Source organism: Burkholderia sp. 3C, assembly GCF_054589155.1.
This window is the reverse complement of sequence record NZ_BAAILN010000107.1, coordinates 137,714-164,386: the sequence shown is the minus strand read 5'-3', so window position 1 is coordinate 164,386 and position 26,673 is coordinate 137,714. Positions and strand designations below refer to the sequence as shown.

31 protein-coding genes are annotated in these 26,673 nt (G+C 68.3%); 17 read left to right on the top strand and 14 right to left on the bottom strand.

Going from position 1 to position 26,673, the window contains the following annotated elements; genetic code table 11:
- Positions 1-334 precede the first annotated feature (334 nt).
- Positions 335-1,786: an aminotransferase-like domain-containing protein gene (locus tag ACYP33_RS21455; protein WP_459623829.1), complete on the bottom strand. Its 1,452-nt coding sequence runs from the start codon at positions 1,784-1,786 to the stop codon at positions 335-337.
- A 168-nt stretch (positions 1,787-1,954) separates the two neighbouring features.
- Here ACYP33_RS21455 and ACYP33_RS21450 point away from each other — a divergent pair, with 168 nt between their 5' ends.
- From ACYP33_RS21450 to ACYP33_RS21415, 8 genes are all read left to right on the top strand, one after another.
- Positions 1,955-2,368 carry a RidA family protein gene (locus tag ACYP33_RS21450; protein WP_414449734.1) on the top strand — a complete coding sequence of 138 codons (414 nt, stop codon included), beginning with the start codon at positions 1,955-1,957 and terminating at the stop codon, positions 2,366-2,368.
- A gap of 15 nt (positions 2,369-2,383) precedes the next feature.
- On the top strand, positions 2,384-3,214 hold the full coding sequence (locus ACYP33_RS21445; protein WP_459623828.1) for a transporter substrate-binding domain-containing protein: 831 nt from the start codon (positions 2,384-2,386) through the stop codon (positions 3,212-3,214).
- A gap of 57 nt (positions 3,215-3,271) precedes the next feature.
- The gene (locus ACYP33_RS21440; RefSeq protein WP_414444733.1) at positions 3,272-3,925 is read left to right on the top strand and encodes an amino acid ABC transporter permease; all 654 of its coding nucleotides are present in this window, start codon (positions 3,272-3,274) and stop codon (positions 3,923-3,925) included.
- Entirely contained in the window at positions 3,922-4,569 is a 648-nt protein-coding gene (locus ACYP33_RS21435; protein WP_414449731.1) for an amino acid ABC transporter permease, read from the top strand. Before ACYP33_RS21440 ends, ACYP33_RS21435 begins: the two co-directional genes overlap by 4 nt.
- Positions 4,570-4,571: 2 nt before the next feature.
- Positions 4,572-5,348, top strand: coding sequence for an amino acid ABC transporter ATP-binding protein (locus ACYP33_RS21430; protein ID WP_414449730.1), 777 nt, complete (start codon positions 4,572-4,574; stop codon positions 5,346-5,348).
- Between the two features lie 93 nt (positions 5,349-5,441).
- Positions 5,442-6,995 (top strand): gamma-glutamyltransferase family protein, encoded by a 1,554-nt coding sequence (locus ACYP33_RS21425; RefSeq protein ID WP_459623928.1) that lies wholly within the window; start codon positions 5,442-5,444, stop codon positions 6,993-6,995.
- Positions 6,996-7,166: 171 nt separating this feature from the next.
- Positions 7,167-7,802 (top strand): YbhB/YbcL family Raf kinase inhibitor-like protein, encoded by a 636-nt coding sequence (locus ACYP33_RS21420; RefSeq protein ID WP_459623827.1) that lies wholly within the window; start codon positions 7,167-7,169, stop codon positions 7,800-7,802.
- A 22-nt stretch (positions 7,803-7,824) separates the two neighbouring features.
- Positions 7,825-8,754: a helix-turn-helix transcriptional regulator gene (locus ACYP33_RS21415; protein WP_459623826.1), complete on the top strand. Its 930-nt coding sequence runs from the start codon at positions 7,825-7,827 to the stop codon at positions 8,752-8,754.
- 29 nt (positions 8,755-8,783) lie between these two features.
- Here the strand turns inward: ACYP33_RS21415 and ACYP33_RS21410 are convergent, their stop codons facing one another.
- Positions 8,784-9,677: a LysR family transcriptional regulator gene (locus tag ACYP33_RS21410; RefSeq protein ID WP_459623825.1), complete on the bottom strand. Its 894-nt coding sequence runs from the start codon at positions 9,675-9,677 to the stop codon at positions 8,784-8,786.
- A 105-nt stretch (positions 9,678-9,782) separates the two neighbouring features.
- On the opposite strand from ACYP33_RS21410, the gene ACYP33_RS21405 reads away from it, so the two are divergent.
- Positions 9,783-10,190: a DoxX family protein gene (locus ACYP33_RS21405; protein ID WP_414449725.1), complete on the top strand. Its 408-nt coding sequence runs from the start codon at positions 9,783-9,785 to the stop codon at positions 10,188-10,190.
- Between the two features lie 147 nt (positions 10,191-10,337).
- On the opposite strand, the gene ACYP33_RS21400 is transcribed toward ACYP33_RS21405, so the two are convergent.
- The 5 genes from ACYP33_RS21400 to metC all read right to left on the bottom strand — a co-directional run bounded on the left by ACYP33_RS21400 (position 10,338) and on the right by metC (position 15,083).
- Positions 10,338-11,507 (bottom strand): porin, encoded by a 1,170-nt coding sequence (locus tag ACYP33_RS21400; protein WP_459623824.1) that lies wholly within the window; start codon positions 11,505-11,507, stop codon positions 10,338-10,340.
- A gap of 167 nt (positions 11,508-11,674) precedes the next feature.
- Positions 11,675-12,445, bottom strand: coding sequence for an amino acid ABC transporter ATP-binding protein (locus ACYP33_RS21395; protein ID WP_414449723.1), 771 nt, complete (start codon positions 12,443-12,445; stop codon positions 11,675-11,677).
- Positions 12,442-13,092: an amino acid ABC transporter permease gene (locus ACYP33_RS21390; protein ID WP_414444742.1), complete on the bottom strand. Its 651-nt coding sequence runs from the start codon at positions 13,090-13,092 to the stop codon at positions 12,442-12,444. The genes ACYP33_RS21395 and ACYP33_RS21390 overlap by 4 nt, the downstream gene beginning before the upstream one ends.
- A 3-nt stretch (positions 13,093-13,095) precedes the next feature.
- A complete protein-coding gene (locus ACYP33_RS21385) occupies positions 13,096-13,932 on the bottom strand; it encodes an ABC transporter substrate-binding protein (RefSeq protein WP_459623823.1) in 837 nt (278 codons plus the stop codon).
- A 41-nt stretch (positions 13,933-13,973) separates the two neighbouring features.
- Entirely contained in the window at positions 13,974-15,083 is a 1,110-nt protein-coding gene (gene metC / locus ACYP33_RS21380; protein WP_459623927.1) for a cystathionine beta-lyase, read from the bottom strand.
- A 165-nt stretch (positions 15,084-15,248) separates the two neighbouring features.
- Between metC and ACYP33_RS21375 the strand changes: the two genes are divergently transcribed.
- On the top strand, positions 15,249-16,196 hold the full coding sequence (locus ACYP33_RS21375; protein ID WP_414451965.1) for a LysR substrate-binding domain-containing protein: 948 nt from the start codon (positions 15,249-15,251) through the stop codon (positions 16,194-16,196).
- 20 nt (positions 16,197-16,216) lie between these two features.
- Here the strand turns inward: ACYP33_RS21375 and ACYP33_RS21370 are convergent, their stop codons facing one another.
- Positions 16,217-17,203: an alpha/beta fold hydrolase gene (locus ACYP33_RS21370; RefSeq protein WP_459623822.1), complete on the bottom strand. Its 987-nt coding sequence runs from the start codon at positions 17,201-17,203 to the stop codon at positions 16,217-16,219.
- A gap of 84 nt (positions 17,204-17,287) precedes the next feature.
- Between ACYP33_RS21370 and ACYP33_RS21365 the strand changes: the two genes are divergently transcribed.
- The gene (locus ACYP33_RS21365; RefSeq protein WP_459623821.1) at positions 17,288-17,728 is read left to right on the top strand and encodes an RrF2 family transcriptional regulator; all 441 of its coding nucleotides are present in this window, start codon (positions 17,288-17,290) and stop codon (positions 17,726-17,728) included.
- Between the two features lie 169 nt (positions 17,729-17,897).
- Here the strand turns inward: ACYP33_RS21365 and ACYP33_RS21360 are convergent, their stop codons facing one another.
- The gene (locus ACYP33_RS21360) at positions 17,898-18,584 is read right to left on the bottom strand and encodes a GntR family transcriptional regulator (RefSeq protein ID WP_459623820.1); all 687 of its coding nucleotides are present in this window, start codon (positions 18,582-18,584) and stop codon (positions 17,898-17,900) included.
- Positions 18,585-18,719: 135 nt separating this feature from the next.
- Here ACYP33_RS21360 and ACYP33_RS21355 point away from each other — a divergent pair, with 135 nt between their 5' ends.
- From ACYP33_RS21355 to ACYP33_RS21345, 3 genes are read left to right on the top strand one after another with little or no spacing between them, the layout of a single operon-like run.
- A complete protein-coding gene (locus tag ACYP33_RS21355; protein WP_459623819.1) occupies positions 18,720-20,099 on the top strand; it encodes an MFS transporter in 1,380 nt (459 codons plus the stop codon).
- Entirely contained in the window at positions 20,096-20,485 is a 390-nt protein-coding gene (locus ACYP33_RS21350; RefSeq protein ID WP_414444749.1) for a carboxymuconolactone decarboxylase family protein, read from the top strand. Before ACYP33_RS21355 ends, ACYP33_RS21350 begins: the two co-directional genes overlap by 4 nt.
- Entirely contained in the window at positions 20,482-21,393 is a 912-nt protein-coding gene (locus ACYP33_RS21345; protein ID WP_459623818.1) for an NAD(P)-dependent oxidoreductase, read from the top strand. Before ACYP33_RS21350 ends, ACYP33_RS21345 begins: the two co-directional genes overlap by 4 nt.
- A gap of 21 nt (positions 21,394-21,414) precedes the next feature.
- Here the strand turns inward: ACYP33_RS21345 and ACYP33_RS21340 are convergent, their stop codons facing one another.
- Positions 21,415-21,618 carry a hypothetical protein gene (locus ACYP33_RS21340; protein ID WP_459623817.1) on the bottom strand — a complete coding sequence of 68 codons (204 nt, stop codon included), beginning with the start codon at positions 21,616-21,618 and terminating at the stop codon, positions 21,415-21,417.
- A gap of 61 nt (positions 21,619-21,679) precedes the next feature.
- On the opposite strand from ACYP33_RS21340, the gene ACYP33_RS21335 reads away from it, so the two are divergent.
- Positions 21,680-22,018, top strand: coding sequence for a hypothetical protein (locus tag ACYP33_RS21335; RefSeq protein WP_414444752.1), 339 nt, complete (start codon positions 21,680-21,682; stop codon positions 22,016-22,018).
- Positions 22,019-22,115: 97 nt separating this feature from the next.
- On the opposite strand, the gene ACYP33_RS21330 is transcribed toward ACYP33_RS21335, so the two are convergent.
- A complete protein-coding gene (locus tag ACYP33_RS21330) occupies positions 22,116-22,511 on the bottom strand; it encodes a MerR family transcriptional regulator (RefSeq protein WP_459623816.1) in 396 nt (131 codons plus the stop codon).
- An 87-nt stretch (positions 22,512-22,598) separates the two neighbouring features.
- On the opposite strand from ACYP33_RS21330, the gene ACYP33_RS21325 reads away from it, so the two are divergent.
- Positions 22,599-23,507: an alpha/beta fold hydrolase gene (locus ACYP33_RS21325; protein WP_459623815.1), complete on the top strand. Its 909-nt coding sequence runs from the start codon at positions 22,599-22,601 to the stop codon at positions 23,505-23,507.
- Positions 23,508-23,655: 148 nt separating this feature from the next.
- Here ACYP33_RS21325 and ACYP33_RS21320 read toward each other — a convergent pair whose 3' ends face one another.
- Positions 23,656-24,915 carry an MFS transporter gene (locus ACYP33_RS21320; RefSeq protein ID WP_459623814.1) on the bottom strand — a complete coding sequence of 420 codons (1,260 nt, stop codon included), beginning with the start codon at positions 24,913-24,915 and terminating at the stop codon, positions 23,656-23,658.
- 141 nt (positions 24,916-25,056) lie between these two features.
- The gene (locus tag ACYP33_RS21315; RefSeq protein ID WP_459623813.1) at positions 25,057-25,215 is read right to left on the bottom strand and encodes a hypothetical protein; all 159 of its coding nucleotides are present in this window, start codon (positions 25,213-25,215) and stop codon (positions 25,057-25,059) included.
- Positions 25,216-25,447: 232 nt separating this feature from the next.
- Here ACYP33_RS21315 and ACYP33_RS21310 point away from each other — a divergent pair, with 232 nt between their 5' ends.
- Positions 25,448-26,236 (top strand): HAD-IIB family hydrolase, encoded by a 789-nt coding sequence (locus ACYP33_RS21310; RefSeq protein WP_459623812.1) that lies wholly within the window; start codon positions 25,448-25,450, stop codon positions 26,234-26,236.
- Here the strand turns inward: ACYP33_RS21310 and ACYP33_RS21305 are convergent.
- On the bottom strand, positions 26,233-26,673 hold a 441-nt coding region (locus ACYP33_RS21305; protein ID WP_459623811.1), incomplete at its 5' end, for a DUF2591 domain-containing protein. The two genes, ACYP33_RS21310 and ACYP33_RS21305, sit on opposite strands and share 4 nt — an antisense overlap.

Genomic DNA, 26,673 nt, shown 5'->3' with positions numbered 1-26,673 from the left:
GGGCGTCGCGCGCGCCGCGGTGGGCGTGTATCGGGCGTTGGGCGGGGGGTGGGCTACGTCGGAGGTGGTCGCCAGCGGCGGGTGATCGCTCTCGCTTGGCCGAGCACGTCGGGCTGGCGCGTTCGGGCTAGCTCGATCCCCCTCACGCCCCGCGCCGAAACGGCATCGCGGCGGCCGGCTGCCCGAGCAATTTGGCCGAGCACGTCGGGCCGGCACGTTCCGGCTCGCTTCATCCGTCTCACGCCCCGCGCCGAAACCCCATCGCGACGGCCGGCTGTCCGAGCAATTTGGCCGAGCATCTCGGGCCGGCACGTTCCGGCTCGCTGCATCCGTCTCACGCCCCGCGCCGAAACCCCATCGCGGCTACCGGCTGCCCGAGCAATTGCGCCAGCCCGGCCAGCGCCCGGCGCAGGCTGTCGCGATCGGGGGCCGCGTTGTGGCATACGCGCACCAGCGTGCTGCCCGTGAGCGGCGTGGCCTCGAACAGATCGTAGGGCGTCACGCCGATCCCGGCCGCCTCGGCGGCGCGGGCGAAATCCTGCCCGGTGCGATGGCTGCCGGTACGCAATCCGAAATAGAACGCGCCGGGGCGCGTCACGATCGCCGCCGCGGGCAGCGCCGCCGCGACCAGCGCCTGCCGCGCGCGCGTTTCCTCGCGGATCGTCTCGACGATCTGCGCCATCTCGCCCGATTCCAGCACGTCGCGAGCCATCGCCGCATTCAGCGGCGAGGCCATCAAGGTGGTCGCGCGCAAGGCCACGCCGAGCGCATGCACATAGGGCGGCGGCGCGGCCACGAAGCCGATCCGCAAGCCCGGCCCGATCAGCTTCGACAGCCCCGTCACGTAGATCGTGCGTTCCGGCGCGAGCAGCGCCAGCGAGGGCAGCGCCTCGTCGGGCATCCAGCCGTAGACATCGTCCTCGACGATCAGCAGGTCGCGACGCCGGCACACCTCGACGATCTCGCGCCGCCTCGCGACGCTCATGGTGGCGGTGGTGGGGTTGTGCAGGGTGGGGCAGCAGAACAGCACCTTCGCGCCCGAGCGCTGGCAGGCGGTATCGAGCGCGTCCGGCAGCAGGCCCTCGGCATCCATGCGCACGCCCACCAGCGAGCGCCCCGTCAGCGCGGCGGCCGATTTCAGGCCGTAGTAGGTCAGCTCCTCGGTCAGCACGATGTCGCCGGGCCGCGTCAGCGCGCCGAGCGCGAGCAGCAGGCCATGCTGCGCGCCGCAGGTCACGACCAGATGCTCCGCCGTGGCCGGCACGCCGCGGCTGTCGAGCCAGCGGGCCGCGGCGGTGCGGTGCGTGAGGTGGCCCGCATCCACCTGGGTGGCGAGCAGCCGCGCGGCGTCGTCCACGCGCAGTTGCGCGCGCAGCAGCGGATGCGCGCCGGCCATGCCCGGCGCGTGCTCGGGAAAGTTGTGCGAGAGATCGATGAAACCCTGAGGCTGCGAGTGATCCCACAGCGAGGCGGGGCTGTCCATCGAGGCCGGCAGCGTCAGATAAGTACCGCGCCCGACCGTGCCCTTGATCAAGCCCATGCCGCGCAATTCGTCGAACGCGCGCGTGATCGTGCCGAGGTTCAGTTGCAGCAGTTGCGCCAGCTCGCGCTGCGGCGGCAGGCGATCGCCGGCCTTCAGCGTGCCGTTGATCAGCGCCGCCTTCACGCCGTTCGCGATCGCCAGATAGCGCGGGCCGCGCGCGATGTCGATCGCCACCAGCCAGGGCGGCTTGACGCCACCGGCAGGGCGATTTGGATTGTATGGATCATTGTCATGGTTGCTCATGGAAATCCCCGATTCGATGCGTGAATTGCACCAGTTTGTGGCGGCACCAAGGTTGTGATTGGGACAATTTGCGCGAGTATACCGGAGAAAAATAGGACAATTTGTTCTGTTAATCAAACTGGCACAGGGCTTGCAAAAGGAAGCGCATCACCACCCTGGAGCCTGTCCATGTCGCAGTCCCCCATCGCCTTTCACATGATCGCCGGCGGCCCCACGCCGGTGGCCCCGTTCAGTCACGCCACGGAAGCCGACGGCTTCGTGTTCGTGACGGGGCAGATGCCCGACAGCCCCGGCGCGCCCGGCGTGCTGCCCGAGGGCATCGAAGCCCAGACGGCCAACGTCATGGCGAACCTGCGCACCGTGCTCGCCGGGCTCGGCCTCGACTTCACGGACGTGGTGGTCGCACGCGCCTTCCTGACGCGTTTCAGCGAGGACTACGCCGCGTTCAACACCACCTACCAAAGCTATTTCGAGCCCGGCCGCCTGCCCGCGCGCACCTGCGTCGGCGTGACCGGCCTGGCCTACGACGCACTCGTCGAAATCGACTTCATCGCCCGCCGCCGCGCTGGCGCCACCCGCTGATTCAAGGAGATTCCCATGTTGCTGAAGAACTGGTTTGCCACTGCCGTTGCCGCCTGCGCGGTGTTCGCCGCCGGCACGCACGCGGCCGCTGCACTGACGCTGGAACAGATCCAGGCCAAGGGCGTGATGACGGTCGCGACCGAGGACGATTTCCGTCCGTTCGAATTCATCCAGGACGGCAAGCCCGTCGGGCTCGACAACGCGCTGCTCGACCAGTTGCGCAAGACGGCGGGCTTCAAGATCGAGCAGAACATCATCCCGTGGTCGGGGCTGCTGCCGGGCGTGACGACCGGCAAGTACGACGTGGCGCTGACCTCGGTGGTGGTCACGCCGGAGCGGGCCAAGACGCTCGATTTCACGATGCCGGTGGCCGATGCGACGCAGTACTACGTGGTGCGCAACGGCGAGACGCGCATCAAGTCGGTGGCCGATCTGGCCGGCAAGGTGGTCGGGGTGCAGGCCGGCGGCGGCTCGTACGCGGCGCTCGCCGACCTGAGCAAGACGCTGGCCGCGCACGGCGGGCAACTGGGCAAGGTGGTGCAGTACGCGTCGTTTCCGGAGGCGTACCAGGATCTGTCGAACGGCCGTCTCGACTACGTGATCAACGGCGTGGTCAATCTGACGAGCCTGATCCACGAGCACCCGGACCGGTTCCGCATGGGCACCGCCGTCGGCGCGCCGACCTACGCGGCCTGGGCCGTGGCCAAGGGCAACACCACGCTGCTGCGCTACCTGAACGGCTTCCTCGCCAAGACGCGCGCGGACGGCTCGCTGTACGCGCTGCAGCGCAAGTGGCTGGGCACCACCTTCGAATCGATGCCGCTGTCGGCAACCGGCGGCAACTGACGCGACCCTCACCGGACACGCCGTGCGGCCGTCACCGGCTGCGCGGCCGACTTCACCATGACGACAAGCTCCTATCTGGCCTTGCTGCAGGGCGCGGGCGTTTCGCTGCTGCTGGCGCTGTGCGCCGTGGCGGTGGGCATCCCGCTCGGCCTGCTGCTGGCGCTGGCCCGCTGGCGGCGCGTGCCGGTGCTCGGCCGCGCGATCGCCGCCTATGTCAGCGTGATGCGACCCACGCCGGTGGTCACGCTGTGCCTGCTGGTGTTCTTCGTGATGCCGGCGGCCGGCCTCGACCTGCCGCCGATGGCCGCCGCGGCGCTGGCGTTGAGCCTGAACACCACGGCGTTCAACTGCGAGATCTGGCGCGCGGCGCTGATCGCGTTGCCGGCCGACCAGCTCGAAGCCGGCGCGGCGTTCGGCTTCTCGGGGTGGCAGACCCTGATGCGCATCGTGCTGCCGCAACTCTGGCGCGCGAGCCTAGGGCCGCTCGTCAGCGAGATCACGCTGCTGCTGAAGATCACGCCGGCGGCCTCGGTGATCGGCATCGTCGACATCACGCGCGCGGCAGGCCGCATCGGCGCCGATACCTACGACCCGCTGCCGCCGTTCCTGGCCGCCACCGTGCTCTACACGCTGATCATCGCGCTGGTGGTGCAGGGCCAGCGCATGCTGGAACGGCGCGCGGCCCAACGTTACGGATATCACGCGTCATGAACAGCCTGACTTCGCTGTGGGCCTCGCGCGCCATCCTAGCGTCGGGCGCGGCCACTTCGCTGGCGCTGGTGGCCCTGTGCCTGGCCATCAGCCTGCCGCTCGCGCTGCTCGGCTACGTGCTGCTGCGCGAGGGGCCGCAGCCCGTCGCGCGCCTGGTGCGGCTGCTGGCCGACCTGATGCGCTGCGTGCCGTTCCTGCTGTTCGCCTACGTGGTGTATTACGGCCTGCCGGCCATCGGGCTGCGCTTCGACGCGCTCGGCGCCGGGCTGGCGTCGCTGGTGATCTACCACGGCGCCTATTTCGTCGAGATCCTGCGCGCGGCGGGGCTCGCGCTGCCGCAGGACACGCTGACGGCGGCCGACGCGTTCGGCTTCACGCGCCGCGCGCTGTACCGGCGCATCGTGTTTCCGCAATTGCTGGCGGCGGCCGCGCCCGTGCTCGTCAACCAGGCGGTGATGGTGATCAAGGACAGCGCGCTGCTGATGATCATCACCGTCGAGGAACTGACGTTCGCGGCGAACTTCGTCAGCAGCAATTATTTCTCGCCATTCGCCCCGTTTCTGCTGGCGATGCTGGTGTACTGGCTGATGTCGCTGCTGACCGATTGGACGGTCGGCCGGCTCGGCCGCTCTCCTTCGAGGTGACCATGAAAGCAACGGCTTCCGCGGCGATCCGCGTGCGCGGGCTGTGCAAGGACTACGACGGCGTCGAGATCCTGCGCGACATCAGCTTCGACGTGCCGCAGGGCACCACCACCTGCCTGCTCGGCCCGAGCGGTTCGGGCAAATCCACGCTGCTGCGCTGTATCAACTGGCTGGAAGTGCCGGGCCGGGGCACCGTCGAGGTCGGCGGCCAGCCGATGGGCCGCACCGGCGAGGGCGCCGCCGCGCGCCCGATGTCGCGCGGGCAACTGGCCGCCGCGCGCGGCCGGATCGGCACGGTGTTCCAGAACTTCGCGCTGTGGCCGCACATGACGGTGTTGCAGAACGTGATGGCCGCGCCGCTCCATGTGCACGGGCGCGCGGCCGACGAGGCGCGCGGCGAGGCGCTGGCGCTGCTGGCGCAGGTCGGGCTGGCCGACAAGGCCGACGTCTATCCGCATCGGCTGTCCGGCGGCCAGAAGCAGCGCGTGGCGATCACGCGCGCGCTGGCGATCCGCCCCGACGTGCTGCTGTTCGACGAGCCGACCAGCGCGCTCGACCCCGAGATGGTGGGCGAGGTGCTCGGCGTGATGCGGGCGCTGGCCGGGCAGGGCATGACCATGCTGATCGTCACGCACGAGATGGGCTTTGCGCGCGACGTGTCCGATCAGGTGGTGTTTCTCGATGGCGGCAAGCTGGTCGAGACCGCCGCGCCCGACGCGTTCTTCAGCCAACCTAAAACCGAGCGCGCGAAGAAATTCCTGGCCCGCTACACGGCCTGAATCGCTGGTGCATGCTGTGGTTTTTCTTGTTCCGATCCTTCGTTCCTGACCATGACCTTCGACCGCCCCGATCCTTCTCCCATGACGCACGGCATGGCCGTTGCGCCCCATCCGCTGGCGGCCGAGAGCGCGCGCTCGGTGCTGCGCGAGGGCGGCAATGCCGTCGAGGCGATGATTGCGGCCGCATCGACCATCGCCGTGGTGTATCCGCACATGAACGGCATCGGCGGCGACGGCTTCTGGCTGATCGCGCGCCCCGGCGAAGCGCCCGTGGCGATCGATGCGTGCGGGGCCGCCGCGCAGGCGGTCGCGCCGCAGGTGTATGCCGAGGCGGGGCTGTCGAACATTCCCCATCGCGGCCCGCTGGCGGCGATCACCGTCGCGGGCACGGTGTCGGGCTGGCAGGCGGCGCATGCGTGGTCGATGCAGCACCTCGGCGGCCGGCTGCCGCTGCGGCGCCTGCTCGGTGAGGCGATCGGCCATGCCGCCGACGGCTTCGCGGCCAGCGAATCGCAGGTGCGCTGCACCGAACGCAAACAGGCCGAGCTGCGCGACGTGCCGGGCTTCGCGGCGACGTTCCTGCCGCCCGGTTTGGGCGCGGGCGCTCGGTTCCGCCAGCCCCGCCTGGCCGACACGTTGACGCAACTCGCGCGCGCCGGCTTCGACGATTTCTATCGCGGCGATCTTGCGCGCAGCCTCGCCGCGGACCTGCAGGCGGCCGGCGCGCCGGTGACGCTCGACGACCTGACGCGCCACACCGCGCGCATGGTGCGGCCGCTGGCGCTCGCGCACAGCGCGGGCACCGTGTACAACCTGCCGCCGCCGACGCAGGGCGTGGTGTCGCTGCTGATCGTCGGCCTGCTCGACCGGTTGCTGCATGCCGGCATGGACCCGCTCGGCCCCGAGTATGTGCATGCCTGCGTGGAAGCCACCAAGCTCGCGTTCGCGATTCGCGATGCGCACGTGACCGACCCGCGCTTCATGACGGTCGATCCGCAAGCGCTGCTCGATTCCGCGCATCTCGACCGGCTCGCGGCGCGTGTGCGGCCCGGGCAGGCCGCGCCGTGGGGGCAGGGCATGGGACCGGCGGATACCGTCTGGCTCGGTGCGATCGATCGCGATGGCGTGGCCGTCAGCTTTATCCAGAGCATCTATCACGAGTTCGGCAGCGGCGTGGTGCTGCCCGGCTCGGGCGTGCTGTGGCAGAACCGGGGTTGCAGCTTTTCGCTCGATCCGGCCTCGCGCAACCCGCTGATGCCGGGCCGGCTGCCGTTCCATACGCTGAATCCGGCGCTGGCGCGGTTCGACGACGGTCGAACCCTGGTGTACGGCACGATGGGCGGCGACGGCCAGCCCCAAACCCAGAGTGCGATCTTTTCGCGCGTCGCGCAGTTGGGGCTGTCGCCGCTCGACGCGCTCGATGCGCCGCGCTGGCTGCTCGGGCGCACCTGGGGCGAATCGAGCGATTCGCTGAAGCTGGAAGCGCGCTTTCCGGCCGCCACCGTCGAGGCGCTCAGGGCGTACGGCCACCCCGTCGAACTGCTGCAGGACTACGACGAGACGATGGGGCATGCCGGCGCGATCCTGCGCGACGCCTCGGGCGCGTGCACGGGTGGGCACGATCCGCGCAGCAGCGCGGGGCGGTGAGCGGTGATCCATGGTGTGCGGTTGGCATGCTTCAGCCAATCAAATTGATCGGATCGGCGTGATTTTTGATTCGATGTGCGCTCATGGGGGCGGACGGTCGTTTCTATAATGGCGGCGTGCCGGCACACGCTCGACCTCCCTTCCACCCACCCCGCATGAGACGAATTTCATATGCAATTGATCAGCCAGAGTTTCCAGGACGGCCAGGCCATTCCGGGCGAATTCGCGTTCGCCGTTCCCGATGCCGCATCCCACGTCGCGCTGTCGGCGAATCGCAACCCGCATCTCGCCTGGCGCGATGCGCCGGCCGGCACGCAGTCGTTCGTGGTGGTCTGCCACGATCCCGACGTGCCGAGCCGGGGCGACGACGTCAACCAGGCCGGCCGCACCGTGCCGGCTTCGCTGCCGCGCGTCGATTTCTTCCACTGGCTGCTGCTCGACATTCCGGCCGGCACCACGGAGATCGCGGCGGGTTCGCAGTCGGACGGCGTGACGCCGCGCGGCAAGCCGGGGCCGACGAGCCCGGCCGGCTTGCGGCACGGCATCAACGATTACACGGGCTGGTTTGCCGGCGACGCACAGATGAGCGGCGACTACTACGGCTACGACGGCCCGTGCCCGCCGTGGAACGACGCGATCGTTCACCACTACATCTTCACGGTGTATGCGCTCGGCGTGCCGGCACTGGAGATCGACGGCGCGCTCACCGGCGCGAACGTGCGTGCGGCGCTCGACCGGGCGCCCGTGCTCGGCAGCGCACGGATCACGGGCCTCTACAGCCTGAATCCGGCCGTGCCCGCGCGGTAACGGCATCGGGACGCATCGCGCCATGGCTTGCATATCGCTCGATGACGGCAGCGTCGCCAACGACGCCAACGACGCCAACGACGCCAACGCCGCCAACGGTGCCAACGGTGCCAACGCCGCCAACGCCGCGTTCGCCGACTGGCCCGCGCCGTCGGGCGCGCCGATCGCCCGGCGTGGCTTGGGCGCGCTCGCGCAGCCCTGCCTGACCACGGCGCAGCACACGCCGCGCTTTGTGTTTCAGGAGGCCACGGCGGTGTTGATCGTGTCGGGCCGGCTCGATCTCGACGACGGCCTCACGCGGATGACGATCGACGCGCCGGCCTCGCTGTTGCTGGTCGAGGCGGGCATCGGCGTGGACCTGGAGAAGACGCCCGGCGGCGCGGCGCGCTGCTTTCGTTCGGTATTCCTGACGTTTTCCGCCGCGCTGCTCGACGCGTTCGAGCGCGGCCGCCCGGGCGCATCCGCGGACGCCGCGCACGACGCCGCCTTTCGATCGATTCGTCTGGACGACGATCTGGCGGCGTCGCTGCGTCAGGTCGCCGGCAGCATGACGAACGCCGCCCTCAGCGACGAGCGCCTGCGCTACCGTCTGCTGGATCTGCTTGCCGCGCTGGACGAACGCGGCTTCCGTTTTCGCCGGATCGACCGGCACAGCACGGCCGCCCAGGTGCGCACGCTGATCGGCGACGCGCCGGCACGGCACTGGACGGCGCACGAGGCCGGCAAGGCGCTGGCCATGAGCCCCGCCACGCTGCGGCGGCGTCTTGCCGCCGAGAACGCGCGCTTCGAGGATCTGCTGATCGAAGTGCGCATGCACCACGCGATGCTGCTGGTGCAGACCACCACCTGGGGCGTCGCGCGCATCGCGGAAGCCTGCGGCTATCAATCCCGCGCGCGGTTTTCGCAGCGGTTCCACGCGCGCTTCGGCTGCCTGCCGTCGGTCGTTCGATAGGGCCGGGCCGCTTACGTACGGGGGGCCGCTTACGCACGAGGGGGCGCCAGCCGCGCGTGCAAGGCGCCGATCTGCTGCGCGACGTGATCCATGAACGCCCGGATCCGGCCGGCGCCGCGCAGATGCGGATGCGTCAGCAGCCACAGCTCCGAGGACAGCGCCAGCGGCGGCTGTTCGAGCAACGTCAGGTTCGTGCCGTGCGCCATGAAGCAGGGCAGCGCGGCCACGCCGGCGCCGCTCTCGGCGAGCCGGCGCAAGGCCACGAACGAATCGGCCGTGGCGACGATGCGCTCGCCGCCGATCCGCTCGCGCAGCCACGCGTCGAGCGGCGCCTGCGCGAGATGGCCGTCGGGCAGCAGCCACGCCGGCGTGGCGGTGTCGCGCCGGCTGGCCTTGATCCGGTGACGCGGCCGCGCGGCATACAAGCCCCAATCCATGCGCGCGACGGCCCTGCCGACCCAGGCGGGCGGCGGCTCGCGCGTCGGGCGCAAGGCCACGTCGGCCTCGCGGCGGTCGAGATCGAGCCGCGCGTTGGTGATGCGCATTTCCACCGTGATGGCCGGATAGCGTTCGTGGAACGCCTGCAGGATGTCGGGCAGCAGGCCGTCGGCCAGCGAATCGGTGGTGGTGAAGCGGATCGGGCCGGCCAGGCCCGTGACTTGCCCTTCCACTTCGCGCCGGGTGCCGGTCAGCGCGCGTTCGAACGCCTCGCCGATATCGATGAAGCGCAGGCCCGCCTCGGTCGCCACGTAGCCGGTCTGCAGCCGGTCGAACAGCGCCGTGCCCACCTCCTGTTCGAGCACCTGCAAGCGCCGCAGCACGGTGGCGTGCGACACCCCCAGCGTGCGCGCCGCGCCCGCCGCCGAGCCGCCGCGCGCCATCGCCAGCAGATAGCGCAAATCGTTCCAGTCGAGGTCGTTCATGGGGGGCTGTTCGTTTTTGGCGATGCAATGTCCAAATATAGCTATTTTCGAACAGGGCGGTGCGTTTCACACTGAGGCCTCTTTCTTCTCGAGGCGATGCCCATCATGTTGGAAACCAGAACGGCTCCGTATGGAGCGTTGTTGCTGCGCGTGCTGCTCGGTGTGCCGTTTCTCGCGCATGTCGGCGTGAAGCTGTTCGTGTTCACGGTGCCGGGGTTCGTCGGCTATTTCGGCTCGCTGGGCTTGCCGCCCGTGCTGGCCTATCTGACGATCGCGCTGGAATTGTTCGGCGGGCTGGCGCTGATCTTCGGCGTGTATGCGCGCTGGGTGGCCGTGCCGCTCTTTTTCGAGTTGCTGGGCACGATTGCGATGGTGCACAGCAAGGTGGGTTGGGAATTCAACGACAAGGGCGGCGGCTGGGAATATCCGGCGTTCTGGGCCACGGCGCTGCTCGTGCTGATGTTGCTGGGCGACGGGGCGCATGCGCTGCGGCCGTCGCGTCCGATTCGATGAGGCGATGCGAGGCGGCGGCCGACACCTGCGCTTGCGACGCGTCGCGCGCCGGCCGAGCGATCGGCTTGAGCGCGGCGTGAAACCGATCGCGACCCGTTCGCGCCGCGCATCGGCGGCATGTCGCGCGCGCCGCGCCATCCGCACGCGTCAGAATTTATGACGAATGCCGATCGCCGCCAGTGCCTGCGAGTCGGCACCCGAACTGATCCCGTACGAACCGATCGAGGCATCGGCCGCGATCGTTCTGCCGGCGGCGTTCAACGTGCTGCCGCCGGCCTTTTGATAGGCCGCGAGCGCGTAGAGGTCGGTCTGCTTCGACAGCGCGTAGTCGTAGCCGAGGTTGACCTGGTGATAGTGCGCCGAGGCGGCCCCGCTCGATTTCGTGTAGTTGTAGCCGAAGCCCGCGCGGGAGGTGGGCGTGAACGTATAGGCGGCCAGCAGCGCGCCCGAGTTGAAGGTTTCGTCCTTGCCGAACGTGGAGAGGGTGTCGCGGCCGTACCGGATGTTGCTGTACGACACGCCGAGCGTCAGCGCGCCGAGCTTGTAGCGCGCGCCGGCCCGTGCGATCTGCATCGATTTGGCCGAGGCATAACCCGTATTGATGACGGTGTTGAACAGCGTGTCGGCCGAGCCGCTCCAGGCGCGCACGCCGTTGGCGGCCGTGCGCCCGCCGTTTGCGTAGAAATACCCGGCTGCCAGCGCGAACGGCCCGCTCGCGTAGCTCGCCCCCACGCTGTAGGTCTGCCCGTCCGATACGCTGCCGGCCGTGCCGCCGAACGCGTACATCGCCTCGATGTTGAAGCCGTGCAGATCGGGGCTCGCATACTTGACCGAGTTGTTGATGCGGCTGCTGTTGTCGTAGTTGTCGATGTCGCCCGGGGTGGCGAACGTGCCGCTGAAATACGCATCGCCGGTCAGCGGCTGCACCAGGTCGACCACCGGGTCGTACTGGCGGCCGAGCGTCAAGGTCCCCCAGTTCGGGCTGCTCAGGCCGACGATCGCCTTGCGCCCGAATTCGCGGCCGCCCTGGTTCAACGTGCCGGTGCCGGCATTGAAGCCGTTCTCGAGCTGGAAGATGGCCTGCAAACCGTTGCCGAGCGCTTCCGAGCCGCGCAGGCCCCAGCGGCTGCCCGACATGGTGCCGCTCGAAAAGCGCACGAGCGAACTCTGGTTGATGCCGCCCGTGCCGGCGCTGTTGTGAACGTAGGCGATGCCGGCGTCGACGATGCCGTACAGCGTGACCGTGCTCTGGGCGTGGGCGGCGGTGCCGGCGGACATCAGGCCGAGCGCGGCCAGCGAGGTGACGGTGCGTTTCATGGTGGTGGCTCCTGGGTCGTGTGGTGTGTGGGCAAGCAGGCGGATCGATCCGTGCGGCGCGGGCGCCGGACGTGACGATCCCCGCGAACGGGCGCGTGGGTTTTCAGGGGTTCGGAACAGGCGGCGGCCGTCGTCCCGAGGGAGGGCGGCCTGTCGCGTGGTGTCGATCAGGTTTCGATGAGATGCAGGAACTGGCGCACGCGCGGGTTGCCCGCGCCGTCGAAAAACGCGGCGGGATCGGTGTCCTCGACCACCACGCCGCCGTCCATGAACACGACGCGGTCGGCCACGTCCCGGGCGAAGCGCACTTCGTGCGTCACGACCAGCATCGTCATGCCGTCGTTGGCCAGCTCGCGCATCACGGCGAGCACGTCTTCGCGCAGGGCCGGGTCCAGCGCCGAGGTTGGTTCGTCGAACAGGATGACCTCGGGTTCCATCGCCAGCCCGCGCGCGATCGCGACGCGCTGTTTCTGGCCGCCCGACAGACGGCCCGGATAGGCGTCGGCCTTGGCGGAGAGGCCGACCCGTTCGAGCAGCCGCATGCCGCGCTCCACCGCCTCGGGCTTCTTCATCTTCTTGACGCTGACGAGGCCTTCGATCACGTTGTCGAGCGCGCTCCGGTGCGGGAACAGGTTGAACGATTGAAACACCATTGCGCTGCGCTGGCGGATCGACCTGATCCGTTTCTGGTCGTCGCGCGTCAGCCCGGCCTCGCCCGAACACGCCACGTCGATGCCGCACACCGACACCGAGCCGGCATCCGGCACTTCGAGAAAATTCAACGAACGCAGCAGCGTGGTCTTGCCGGAGCCGGACGGCCCCATGATCACGACCACCTCGCCGCGCGCGACGCTGAAATCGACGCCGCGCAGCACCGCGTTGTTGCCGAACGATTTGACGAGGCCGCGCACGGCGACGGTCTGGATATCTCGGTTCACTGGAAGCGCCTCGACAAACGATTCTCGAGGATCGTCTGCACGATCGTCAGGATCTGGTTGATAAGCCAATAAATGAGGCCGACCATCAGGAACATCTCCATGTAGCGGAACGTCGAGGCGCCGACCTGATCGGCCACGCGCGTCAGTTCGACGACCGTGATGGTCGAGGCCAGCGAGGTGTCCTTGATCAGCGCGATCATCCGGCTGCCGACCGGCGGGATCGCGATGCGCAGCCCTTGCGGGAGGATCACCCGCGTCATCGCCTTCCAGTAGCCCATGCCGAGCGACATCGCCGCTTCCCACTGGCCCCGGTCCACCGCGTTGATGCCGGAGCGGAAGTTCTCGCTGAGGTAGGCGGCGGAAAACAGCGTCAGCGCGAGCAGGGCGGCCGGCACCGGGTCGAGCACGATGCCGTAGCGCGGCAGCCCGAAGTAGAGCAGCAGGATCTGCACGAGCAGCGGCGTGCCGCGAAAGATCGAGACATAGGCGAACGCCACGGCGCGCAACGCCCGGTAGCGCGACAGCCGCGCCAGCGCCACCAGCAGGCCCAGCGTGGAGCCCAGCACGAACGACGACAGCCCGAGGAAGATCGTCATCAGGACCGCGCTCTTGAGCAGCGGCAGCGACCGCATGAACAACTCCAGCATCGCTTACTCCTTCTGGGCTTTGGCCTTGGCGATCGTGCCGACCATGTCGTAATCGGCGCCGACCCATTTCTTCGCGAGCCGTTCGATCGTGCCGTCGGCCAGCATCTCGGCGATGGCCTTGTCTACCGCGTCGCGCAGCGCGGGCTGGTTCTTCTGCAGCGCCGGCGCGGACAACTGGTAGATCAGCGGTTCGCCGACTTCCTTGACCGGAAGGTGGTTGACGTTCGCATACTTGAGGCCGCCGAAGTGCGAGATGATCACCGCGTCGATGCGCCCGCTGCCGAGGTCGTTGAACACCAGGCCGCCGTTGTCGTAGGTGCGGATGTCGGAATCCGCGAGGTGCGAGCGCGACCACGATTCGTTGGTCGAGCCGGTCGTGACGCCGACGCGCTTGCCTTTCAGGTCGGCGCGCCCCTTGATCGTGGCGTTGTCGGCGCGCACGAAGATCCGGAAATCCTCGACGCCGTAGGGTGCGCCGAAATCCACCTGCTTGCCGCGTTCCGGCGTGGGCGTCAGGTCGTTCATCACGAGATCGTACTTGCCGGATTTCAATCCCTCGACGAAGTTCTTGAACGAATCGGCGACGAACGTCACCTTCGGCACGCCGATCCGGCGAGCGACTTCCCTGGCGACTTCCACGTCGTAGCCGGCGGCCTGATTGCGATCGTCGAGCAGGCTCCACGGCGGGCTGCTTTGCGTGTTGGCGACGCGCAGCGTGCCTGCGGCTCGGGCCGCCGCCAACTGATCGGCCGCCTGTGCGGGCATCGCGGCAATCGACGCCGCGCCGAACATGACGCACACGGCGAGCCGCGCCGCACGGAACCGAATGGCTGTTTTCATCGGGGCACCCCTGTTATCGGTGGTCGGATGGGCCGTGCACATCACGCCGCCGTGGCGTTTTTCGCGCCGGCGAACGCATCGAGGCCGGCGCGCAGGTCGTCGATCAAGGTGTCGACGCTTTCGAGGCCGATCGACAGACGAATGATCGGCTGGTCGGTCAGCGGGAACGGGCGGTCGGCCTGCAACGGTGCCGGGTAGTACGCCGCCAGGCTGTGCACGCCGCCCCAGCTCGCACCGATCGCGAAGTGCCGGAGCGCATCGAAGAACGCGGTGAACGCGGCTTCGGGCGCCGGCTCGAGAATCAGCGAGAACAGGCAGCCGTTGCCCGAGAAGTCGCGCTTCCAGATCGCGTGTCCCGGATCGGATTCCAGCGCGGGGAAAAGCACGGAACGCACCAGCGGATGTGCATCGAGCGCGCTCGCCACCTGCAGGGCGGCCGCGCTTTGCGCCGCGAAGCGAACCTGCAGCGTTTCCATGCCGCGCAGCACCAGGAAGCAGTCGTCCGGGCTGGTTTGCTGCCCGAGGATGCTCTGCGTTTCGCGCAGCGTCGCGTAGTGGCCGGCATCGTTCATGCTGATCGAGCCGGCCAGCAGGTCGGAGTGCCCGCCGAACAGCTTGGTGGCGGCCTCGATGCTGAAATCCACGCCGTGTTCGAGCGGGCGGAATGCCAGCGGGCTGGCCCAGGTGTTGTCCATCATCGTCATCACGCCGTGGCGCTTCGCTACCGCGACGATGGCGGGGATATCGGGCATTTCCATCGTGACCGTGCCCGGCGATTCCATGCAGATCATCTTCGTGTTCGGCTTCAGGTATCGCTCGATGTCGGCGCCGATCGCGGGCGGATACAGCTCGACGTCCACGTTGAAGTGGGCCAGCCATTTCTGCGCGAAGGTCTTCAGGGCTCCGTAACATGCGGCGGACACGAGAAGATGATCGCCGCCGCGCACGAACCCCATCACGGTCGTCATCAGCGCGGATTGTCCGGACGGGGTGACCACGCAGTGCCGGCCGCCTTCGAGGGCGGCGATCCGGTGCTCGAGTTCGCGGGCGGTAGGGGTGCCGGTGATGCCGTAACTGAAGCCGTCGGGCTGGCGCTCCTTGCGGCGCGCGAAATCGGCGAGCGAGTCGAACACGACCGTGGAGGCGCGCATGACCGCGGGCGACAGGCTGCGGAACGGTTCGGAGCGGCGGGTAGCTTGGGTGTTTTTCGTCATGAGGTTCGGGTTACGTTGGGCTGCGAATGCGATGAACGAAGTTTACTTACGCCCCGGTTTCGGTCAGCATCGGAAATAATTAGGTCTATAAGCGGTGGTTATATGGGTGTGCGTGACATCGAAGTGTTCCGGGCCGTGATGAATGCCGGCAGCACGAGCAAGGCGGCCGGTTTGCTGGAGATTTCGCAACCGGCGGTGAGCCAGGCGATTCGGCGGCTGGAGGCGATGGCCGACTTCAAGCTGTTCGAGCGCGTGCGCAGCCGGCTCGTGCCGACGCAGGAGGCGATTGCGTTGATGCGCGACGTCGATCGTTATTTCGTTGGCTACGAGGTGATCGAGCACCGCATCCGCAGCCTGCGTTCATACGGGCTCGGCCGCCTGGCGATCGCTTCGCTGCCGGCGCTCGGCACGGGGTTTCTGCCGCGCGTGATTGCGGGCTTCGATGCGGCCGGGCGTGACGTGCAGATTTCCCTGCAGGTGATGAGTTCGCGCGAAGTGCACGAGAAGGTGTCGGCGGGGGAGGTGGACTTCGGGTTGATGTCCGACGAGATGTCGATGGCGGGCCTGGAGCATTCGGCTTTCGTGCGGATGCCGGGCGTGGCCGTGATGAACCGCGAACACCCGTTTGCGGGGCGCGCGGCGGTCAAGGTGAAGGACCTGGCGACCACGCGGTTCGTGGCCCTGAACCCCGAGGACAGCACGCGGCGCAGGCTCGATACGCAGTTGCGGGCGCTCGACGTGACGCTCAGGCCGCTTGTCGAGACGCCTTATTCGCACACGATCTGCGAACTCGCGCTGGCCGGCGTGGGGTTGGGGATCGCCCATCCGATCGTCGCGCTCGATTTTGTCGAGCGTGGCCTGGTCGTCAAGCCGATCGATGCGGACGTGGTGTTTACCGGCGTTCTCGTGTTCCGGCCCGGCACGCCCCTGGCCGAGAACGCGCGGCAGTTTCTGAGCCACATGCGCGTGCAGTTGAGCCGTGACCAGAAGGCGATCGAATCGGCGATGGCGTCGTCAGCGCAGGCATCCGGCGGCACGCGGCGCAAGTAGCCTGCATGCCGCCTCGTCAGTCACGCATCGAGCCCGCGCGCAAATTCGATGATCGCCGCCGACAGTGCCTCGGGACGCTCCTGCGAGACCCAGTGCCCGCACCCGGGAATGATCCGGCTCGCTTGCAGCCGGGGCACGAGCGACGGCATGCCGGCGATGATGTCGCGCATGCCGGGGATGCTCAGGCCGGGGTCGCGTTCGCCGGCGAGGAACAGCGCCGGAACCTTGACTTGCGGATCGTCGTACTGGCGTTCGAGCGCCCAGTTCGCATCGAGGTTGCGGTAGTAGTTCAGGCCACCGCGCCATCCGCTGCGGGCGAACGCCTGGATATAGGCCTCGAGATCCGCCCCGTCCAGCCATGCGGGGAGCGTGGACGGCATCGGCAGCGCGGCGAGCATGCCCTGCGTGCGCGAGACCATCGCGAACGGGTTCGGCGTTGCCTGGCCGGCGTCGCGCGGCCCGGCGTCGCCGGAGGCCCAGTACAGGATTTTCAGCAGCGATTCGCGCGGATCGCGTTCGAGTTCGGCCTCGGCCGGCCCCTCGGGCTGGAAGTACAGCGCGTAAAGCAGCGCGTCCGCGGTTTGCGGAAAGATTTGCGTCGGCGGCACGGGCGGCGGCGCCATCATCGGCACGCCCAGCGCCACCACGCCGCGAAACCGGTCGGGCCGCGTCGCCGCGGCTTGCCAGGCCACCGTCGCGCCCCAGTCGCTGCCGACGATGATGGCCTGCGGCACGTCCAGCGCATCGAGCACGCCGACCATGTCCGCCACCAGATGCCGGATGTCGAACGCGTCGACCGCATCGGGGCTGTCCGTCAGCCCGTAGCCGCGCAGGTCCGGCGCCACCGCGCGGAACCCGGCCCGCGCGAGCGGCGCCAACTGATGGCGCCATGCATGCGAGGTCTCCGGGAAGCCGTGACACAGCAGGATCGTCGGCCCATCGCCTTGCTGCACGACATGCATGTCGATACCGTTGGTACGAATCCTGCGCGCGTCCATTTCAAGCATCTCGATCGCTCCGGTCGTTGATTCCGTAACATCATAAGTTTCGCTTTGTGCTATCGTCAACCGTCCGAATGACCTTGACCGTATTTGATCGGGAGACGCCCGTTGCGACACGACACCCGCCTCGCGCGCATGTTGCATGTGCTGGTGCACATGCATCTGCTCGACGGCAATGAGAACTCCGAAACGATTGCGTTGATGCTGCAGACCAATGCCGTGGTGGTGCGGCGCGTGATGGGCCGGTTGCGCGAGAGCGGGCTGGTGACGTCGACGGGCGGGCGGGGCGGCGGGTGGAAGCTGGCCCGGGCGGCGCACGCCATCACCGCGCGCGATGTGCTGCTGGCGCTCGACAGCGGCTCGGTGTTTGCCATCGGCCCTTCCGCCGATCACCCCGATTGCCCGGTGGAGCGGGCCGTCAATGCGACGCTGGGGCGGGCGCTCGATTCGGCGCAGGCGCGGCTGATCGATGAACTGGGCGACACCACGCTGGCGGAGCTGGCCGCGCAGGTGATGCAGTCGCAAACGTGAGGTTTGCCGGGGGCGGTTTTCGGCTATCGGCGGCTATCGATGGCCATCGGGCGTGGCCGGGACGAATGGCCGGTGGCGGCGGTCGGTCGGAGAGCGTGACCGCCACGGAACGTCAACGCAATAGGGCCGGCCTCGACGGGGGCAGCCTCGCTACCCCGATGATTCCCACTCACCCCGCGGCAACCGAATCCGTTTGCTGCGCCCGCTCGCGCAAAATGCGCAGCGCCACTTCCGCGGCCGCCCGGATATGCGCGCGGCACGCGGCGGCCGCAGCCGGGCCGTCGTGACGGTCGATCGCCTCCATCACCCGGCCGATCTCCTCGACCGTCTGCGCGAGGCGCCCGTCGCTCGATAGCGACAGGGCGCGCAACTGCGAGTTGCGCGTCAGCAGCCGGTCGAGCATGCCCTTGATGAGCTGGTTGCCGCTGCCGCGCGTCAGCACGTCATAGAACCGCCGCTTCAGTTCGAGCAGCTTGTGGCGATCGACGTCCGAGGCGCGCAGCTCCTCGAAAATCCCCTTCAATTCGGCACGGTCCTCGCTGCCGGCGCGCATCGCGAAGCCTTCCCCGGCCACCGCTTCCAGCGCGGCGCGGATCTCGTAGATATCGGCGGCTTCCTCCACCGACAGGCTGGCCACGAACGGCCCGCGATTGGGGTGAACCTGCACCAGCCCCTCCGCCTCCAGCAGCCGGATCGCCTCGCGCACCACGCTGCGGCTGGTGCCGAAGGTTTCGCACAGCAACCGGTCCGGCAGATGGTCGCCCGGCAGGAACTTGCCGGCCGCAATGGCGGCGCGCAGGCCGTCCTCGACCTGTTTGCGCACGGAAACCGGGGTGATTTTCAAAGACGTCGTCATCGCTTCCTCGTGGGTGACAGCCGAAATTTACCACACGCCTCGAATTTGACAGATTGACGGACAATCTTCCGTGTGCCATTCTGCGTCAACTGACAGATTGACGGATTGTCAGACAATCAAGAATCGGAGGAGACAATGAGTACACTCAGTTCGCGGCTGGATGCCCTGCCGCTGACCCGGTTTCACAAGATGGCGATGGGGGTGCTCGCGTTCGCGTTCTTCTTCGAACTCGCCGACCTGAACACGTTCGGCTACGCGGCCCCGGCCATCGTTGCCCAGTGGCACATTCCGCTGCACGCGGTCGCGCTGATCACGTCGGTGAGTTTCGGCGGCATGTTCATCGGCGGCGCGTGCGGGGCGATGCTGGCCGATCGCCTGGGGCGAAAGCACGCGTTCGTGTCGAGCATCATCGTGTACACGGTGTTCTCGCTGCTGAACGCGGCATCGTGGGACATCTATTCGCTTGCTACCTTCCGGTTCCTGACCGGCATCGGCCTGTCGGCCATGACGGTGATCGCGAACGTCTACATCAGCGAGTTCTTCCCGGCGCGCGTGCGCGGCAAGGTGATGAGCACGATCTTCATGCTCGGGCTGATGGGCATTCCGGCCACCGCCTGGGTCGCGCGGCTGGTGGTGCCGATGGAGCCGTGGGCGTGGCGGCTGGTGTTCGTGTGGGGCAGCCTGGGCTTGCTGGTGCTGCCGTTCGCGCTGCGGCTGCTCGAATCGCCGCGCTGGCTGATGCTGAAAGGGCGCATGCAGGAAGCCCGGATCGCCGTGGACAAGCTGGAACGCGCGGCCGGCACGGTAATCAGTGATCCGAACGAATCGCTGGTCGCGATGCCGGTGGAAACCGGCACCGCCCGCGCTGAGCCGGTGGCCGTGCGCGACCTGTTCGCGCCGGGCTACCGCGCGCAGACGATCGGGCTGACGCTGATCTGGGTGTTCCAGACGCTGGGCTTCTACGGTTTCGTGGCGTGGGTGCCCACGCTGCTGGTTGCGCGCGGTTTCAGCGTGGCGCATTCGCTGGAATACGCGAGCCTGATCGCGATCTGCAACCCGATCGGGGCCTGGCTCGGCACGGCGGTGGTCGAGCGCTTCGAGCGCAAGTGGGTGGTGGCCGTCGACGCCGTCGTGATCGCGGTGAGCGGGGTGGCGTACGGGCTCGCGCCGTCGCCGCTGTTCATCGTGATCTTCGGCGCGCTCGTGACGCTCTCGATCCAGTTGATGAACGCCACGCTCTATATCTACACGCCCGAATCGTATCCGACGCGGCTGCGCTCGCTGGGCACCGGGTTCTGCTATGGCATAGGACGCCTGACCAATGTGGTCGGCCCGTTCATCGTCAGCGCGCTGTATGTGAGCGCGGGCTACCTGAGCGTCTTTTCGTATATCTCGGCGTGCTGGCTCATGGTGGCGATCGTCGTCGCCCTGGTCGGCCCGCGTACGACCGGCCGGTCCTTGGAATCGGTCACCCCCTCTGAATCGATAGTTCTCAACAAAGGAGTTGAATCATGAAAGAAGACGACGCACTGTTCCAGAAAGGCATGCCGATTCGCCGCGAGGTGCTTGGCGCCGCGTACGTCGATGCATCGATGGAGAAGGCCGACGACTTCATGATGTCGTTCCAGCGCGCCACGACGTCGTGGGCGTGGGGCTGGGCCTGGGGCGACGCCACGCTCGACCGCAAGACGCGCAGCCTGATGCAGATGGGCATCCTGACCGTCGCGGGCCACACCGACGAGCTGAAGCTGCACGTCAAGGGCGCGCTGAACAACGGCGTGAGCGTCGAGGAAATCAAGGCGGCGCTGCTGCATGCGACGGCGTACTCGGGCATCCCCTACGGCCTGAAGGCGTTCAAGGCGGCGCATGAAGTGCTGGTGGCCGAAGGGGCGCTGAAGTGAGCGCCGGAGGCTTCGGCAAGGTCGCGTTCGTCGGCATCGGCAACATGGGCTGGCCGATGGCGGCGCGGCTGGTGGAGGGCGGGTTCGAGGTGGCCGTGTTCGACGTGGCGCCCGGCCGCGGCGAGCGCTTCGCCGCCGAGGTGGGCGGCACGGCGCCGGCCACGCTGGCCGATACGGTACAGGGCGCGGATGCCGTCATCACGATCCTGCCGACCAGCCGCCATGTCGAAGAAACGTTGCTGCCGCTCGCCGGCACGTTCGCACCGGGCGCGCTGGTGATCGACATGACGTCCGGCGTGCCGACCGTCACCCAGGCGCTCGCCGCGAAGCTGGCCGAGGCCGGCCACGCGACGATCGACGCGCCGGTGTCGGGCGGCGTGTCGCGCGCGGTCACGGGCGAGCTGGCCATCATGACCGGCGGCGAGCAGCAGCATGTCGAGCGCGCGATGCCGTTGCTGCGCCGGATGGGCACGAGCGTGACGGAGGTGGGCGGGATCGGCGCGGGGCAGGCGATGAAGGCGCTGAACAACCTGGTGTCGGCCGGCGGCTTTCTGATCGGCGTCGAGGCCTTGTTGATCGGCCAGCAGTTCGGCCTCGACACGGAAAAGATGGTCGATGTGCTCAATGCCTCGACGGGCATGAACAACAGCACGCAAAAGAAGTTCAAGCAGTTCGTGCTGTCGCGTGCGTTCAACAGCAATTTCGGTTTGGATCTGCTGGCCAAGGATGTCGGCATCGCGCTGACGGTGGCCAGCGAAGGCGGGGTGTCCGCGCCGTTTTCGTCGTTGTGCCGCGATTTGTGGGGCGCGGCCGTCAATACGCTCGGGCATGGCAAGGATCACACCGAGATGGCGCGGTTCAGCGAGTTGCTGGCGGGTGTCGAGTTGGGTGGTGAGCGCGGCGAATAGGCGGCGCGGGTTGTGCCTCGATCAAGATGGCCGGCAGTCGTTTGGACTGCCGGCCATTTTCATGTGGCTGCCGATCGTGGCGAACAGCGTGATGTTCTCGCGCGCCGCGTCGGCGATCTCGCGTGCGAAGCCGGGAAACACGCTCATATCCGTTGCCGGTTTGAAAAGAGAATGCGCGGATTCCGGCATCGGCTTTTCCCGCCGCCGGTGGGCCGGGATTGCCATTGACGGTACTTGAAATCATGCTATATCTTCGCGTTCGATCAACCTGAGAGATTAAAACAACGTGAAAACCATTCCCTTGCTTTTGCTCGCACTGGCCGTGGTCGCCGCGCCGGCCTCGGCTTATGCCAAAACCGGGCGCTGCCTGCTGCAGGTGAATCAGAAGGTTTATCTCGACGGGCCTTGCGAGGTCAAACTCGAGGAGCACGGCACGTTTTCGATCGGAGCCGGGGGCAAGCATCCGGCCAAGTATTTTGCCTACGTGCTGATGGACGACGAAGGCGCGCACGGGTATTGGAACGAGGAGCCGGGCGCCACGCATGCGCATTCGGATCTGGGCATCCTGAAGCGCGACGGCGCGTGCTGGGTGAACGACACCGCCAAGGTGTGCGCGTATCAGTAATCGCGGTTTTTTCGATTCACTACCGTTTCCTCTTCCACGGCCTGAACCGTTGCTTCAGTTCAGGCCGTCGGTCAAACCGGGTTCAGATACCCGCGCCTCATTCGACCGGTGGCACCGCGCCTTCCAGCAGCGTCTTGATCAATCGCGCACGACGCTTTTCCAGATCGGCGATCTGGCGGTCGATCGCTTCGAGCCGTTGCCGTTGCGCGCCGGTGATCTGGTCGCATGAACGTGCGCCCTCGATCAGCAGCATGCAATCGGGAAAGCCGCGAATGTCGTCGATCGTGAAGCCGGTGGCGATCATGCGCTGGATCTGTCGGACCTGCGTGATGGCTTTCTCGGGAAACATCCGATAACCGTTGCCGGCGCGCACCGACGCAAGCAGGCCGTGATCGTCGTAGTGCCGGATCGAGCGCACGCTCGCCTCGGTGCGTTGCGACAGGTCGCCGATGGTCAGCCAGGCGGGGGCGGCAGGTAAGGGCGGATTTTTCATGAAGGCCAGCCTAGCACGAAGCGCTTGACTCTCACATCAGTGTGAGGGTTGAGACTGAGCGGCTCGTCAACCCTCACAGGAAAGCGCATGTCCACCCGACTCTTCCATCGTTTGCTGCTGGCCGGCCTCTGGGCCGTGGCCTTGACCGCGTCGTCGCCGGCCGCCAGGGCCGCGTCGGCCAGTTACACCGTCACCTCGCCGGACGGCGTCAAGCTCGCGGTGCAGGAAAGCGGCAACCCCGACGGCCCGCCGATCGTGTTCGTGCACGGGCTGCTCGGCAGCCACCTGAACTGGGACGCACAGGTCGGCAGCCCCGAACTGCGCCCATACCGCGTCATCACCTACGACCTGCGCGGTCACGGCCTGTCCGACAAGCCCGCCGGCGCCGCGCCATACCATGACGGAGGCCGCTGGGCCGACGATCTCGCGGCCGTGATCGCCGGCTCGCATGCGCGCAAGCCGATCGTGGTCGGCTGGTCGCTGGGCGGCGTGGTGATCTCGAACTACCTCGCCAAGTACGGCGATCGCGCGATCTCGGGCGCGGTGTATGTGGACGGCGTGGTCGAACTCGCGGCGGGGCAGATCGTCAGTCATCCCGAGGTTTACCGGGACATGACCGCGCCCGATCTGAAGACGCATCTCGATGGCGAGCGCAGCTTCGTCGCGCTGTGTTTCAACCGCGGGCCCGATGCGGCGACGTTCGACCGCTTGCTGGCCAATGCCGCGATGGCGTCGTGGGACATGCAGCGCGCGGTGCCGTCGATGACGGTGTTCGCCGCCGACGGCCTTGGCCGCGCACGGGTGCCGTTGCTGTTCCTCTATGGCGGACAGGACGCGCTGGTCGACACCCGGGCCACGCTCGCGCGCGCGGCCGAACTCAATTCGCGCATCGTCACCGAGGTGTACCCCGAATCGGGGCACGCGCCGTTCGCCGACGAGCCGGCGCGTTTCAATCGCGATCTGGCCGCGTTCGCCGGCTCGGTGTTCGGGAAATGACGGTGTGATCGATTGCGCAATCGCTTGGGAATCCGAACGGGTTCCCAAGCGATCAGCGCTTTTTCCCCGCTCGGCCGACTGACGCGGGCCGAAGCACGGCCAGCGCCTCGGCGGCGGCTTCCGCCGTCGCCTGCGCATGGCGTCACGCTCACAGCTCCGGCGCGCGGCTGTCCGATTCCGCCTCGCGGCGGCCTGCCCGCTGCATTCGCCGCATTCGTCTCGACAACGCGAAACCCGCGCCGAGCGCGAGCGGGATGCCGACGATCCAGGGCAGGCGCGGCGACACCCCGTAGACCAGCGTGCCGATCGCCGGCCCGAGCGTGTCTTCCAGATCGTTGACGACCGAGCCGGCCGCCATGTACACGGCGCGCCGATGCGGCGGCGCGAGCGCGCCGAGCGTGGCCGGCACCAACGGCCCGAGCAGCATCTGGTTCAGCGACAGCAGCGTCATGCCGACCGCCAGCCCGGCCACGCCGCCGAGCAGCAGGATCGCCGCGAACGCGGCGGCCAACGCGAGCGCGCTGCTCCAGACCAGCGCGCCGCCTTCCACACGGGCCAGCCTGCCAGCCGTCGCCACCTGCAACCCGGCCAGCAACGCCGCACCATACGTGAACAGCCAGCCGACCTGCGCGGGCGTGAGCAGCCCGGTGTCGTGCGCGAACAGCGGCAGCACGGCCGGCACCCAGCCCGCGCAGATCTCGACGCACAGCAGCCAGCCGAGCATCGATGCCAACTGCCGGTCGCGAAACGCCGGCAGCAGGCCGGCGAGGCCCGGCTCGTCGTCCTCGTCCTCGTCTTCGTTGTGATGGCTGCCGGGGTGACGCGTCTCGGGCATCCATGCGAGCACCATCAACGCCCCGGCCAGCAAGGCGCCGGCCGCCCCGAAGAACACGCCGCCGAGCGCAGGCGCGGCGAGCATCGCGCCGGTTGCCGGCCCGGCGATCCGGCCGAGGCCCGAGACGCCGCGCGCCCACGCGAACGCCTGCCGGTGCCGGGCCGGCGCGACGACATCGGCGATCACGGTCGAGACGGTCGGATGCAGTGCGCATTCGGCCGCGCCGATCGCGAGCAGCACCGCCGCGATCTCGATGGCGCCCTGGCAGAACGGCAGCAGCATGAAGCCGCCGCCCACCCCGAGCAACGAGGCAAGCAGCACGGGCCGGCGGCCCCAGCGGTCGGCCGCGCCGCCGAGCCACGGCGTGGCGATCAGTTCTCCTGCCGAATAGCAGGCCAGCAACGGGCCGACGAAGCGCGACGACACATGGGCCGCGTGCTCGGCCCACAGCGCGAGGAAGGGCAGCATCACGCCGTCCGCGAAGCCGATGCAAAAGCCGAGCGCCAACGCGCAACGAGCCGAAGCCGGGAGGGACGACAGAAAGGCGGGGATGCCGTAAGAGCGGATATGCATACGCGAATCTCGAGCGCATGGGTTCCTCGGCGAGGCGAACGTGCCGGAACCCGATTGCGCGTTGATTGACGTAAACGCTTACGGCAAGTGGACAGGACGTCTCACTGCAGTCGCGCAGCGTACGTGGCGGAATCGGCCGTGTCAACGCGCGGCGCGTGGCGCGTGACGGCGCGCGACGGGCCGGGCGTAGGCGAGGAAAACGCGAATGTCGCGGCCCGATTCGCCGTCGCGCGCGCCGATATCCAACCGGCCGGCGCGCGCCGAGGCGCTCGGCGCAAGGCGGTCGGCGAAGCCGCCCACCGGCGCTCGGCACGGCGTGCAATGCGAACCATCGCGGCGATGGCTGCGCGCATACGCTTGAAGGCGACAAATTCGTCGCATTTTTAGTCAAGTGCCGGCCGTCGCATTGCGGCGGGCAAGCGCGCCGCGCGTCGCCGTTATCGACGAATCGCGATATGCATTCGCGCAATTCGACGAAGCGCCGGCCCGCTTGGCCGTCATAATTTGCGGCCATTCCTGCCCACCGGCCATCATGCAACCCCTTTCCGACGCCCGCGCCGATCAATTCTCGGCCGTCCGGTTCGTGCTCACGGACATGGATGAAACGCTGACCTACCAAGGCCGGCTGTCCGCCGACACCTATACGGCGCTGGCGCAACTGGAGACGGGCGGCATTCGCGTGGTGCCGGTCACGGCGGCGCCGGCCGGGTGGTGCGATCAGATGGCCCGGATGTGGCCGGTCGACGGCGTGATTGCGGAGAACGGCGGCCTGTTCCTGCGGCGCGGGGCGCACGGGCACGAGGTCGAGCGCCGGTTCTGGCACGCGCCCGACCGGCTCGAACCGGTGCGCGCGCAACTGCAGGCGGTGGCGCAAGCCGTGCAACGCGCCGTGCCCGAGGCGCGGGAAGCCGACGATCAGGCGTTCCGCCTGACGAGCCTCGCCTATCGCCGCACGGGCGAGGCCGCCGACCGCCGCCTCGTCGAGGCGCTGCGGCAGGCCGGGGCGGATGCGACGATCAACAACCTCTGGGTGCTCGGCTGGATCGGCGGCTACGACAAGCTGACGATGTCGCTGCGCGTGCTGGCCGACACCTATGGCCTGGACGCCGACGCCGCCCGCGCGTCGGTCGCCTATTCGGGCGATTCCACCAACGACGCGCCGATGTTCGCGTTCTTCACGCACACGGCCGGCGTCAGCACGGTGGTGGATTACCTGCCGCACCTGCCGGTGGCGCCGCGCTGGATCACGCGCGGGCCGGGCGGTGCGGGCTTCGTGGAGTTCGCGCAGGCGATCCTGCGTTCGACGGGCCGGGCGGGCTAGGGGCGCGGCAGCGCGCCGATCTCGTGCGTGTCGCGCGGCGCATCGCGGCGCTGGCCGCCGTGCGGCAGCGGCGCGCCGGCTTCGTGCGCTGTCACTTGCCCGTTTTGTACGACGTGCGGCTCGCCGGGCACCGGCCCGACCGTGTCGCCGAAGCGTGCGCGGACAAACGCCCGCAACAGCGCCACGCGCAAGGTCGGGCCTTCGCCGTGGGCGGCGAGCGTCAGATCGGGCAAGCCCGCAAAGCGCGCTTCGACGCGGGTGACGCCGTCGTCGAGGCGGGTCGCGCGCAGGTCGGCGACGCGTTCGAGCACGGCGGCGGCATCCGCCCAATCGGTGGACGCCGACACGCGCTGGTCCATTCGCGAGAAATCGCCGCTCGCGACGGTGGCGACGATCTCCGGTTCGGTGGCGACGAACACCAGCGGGCGGTCGTCATG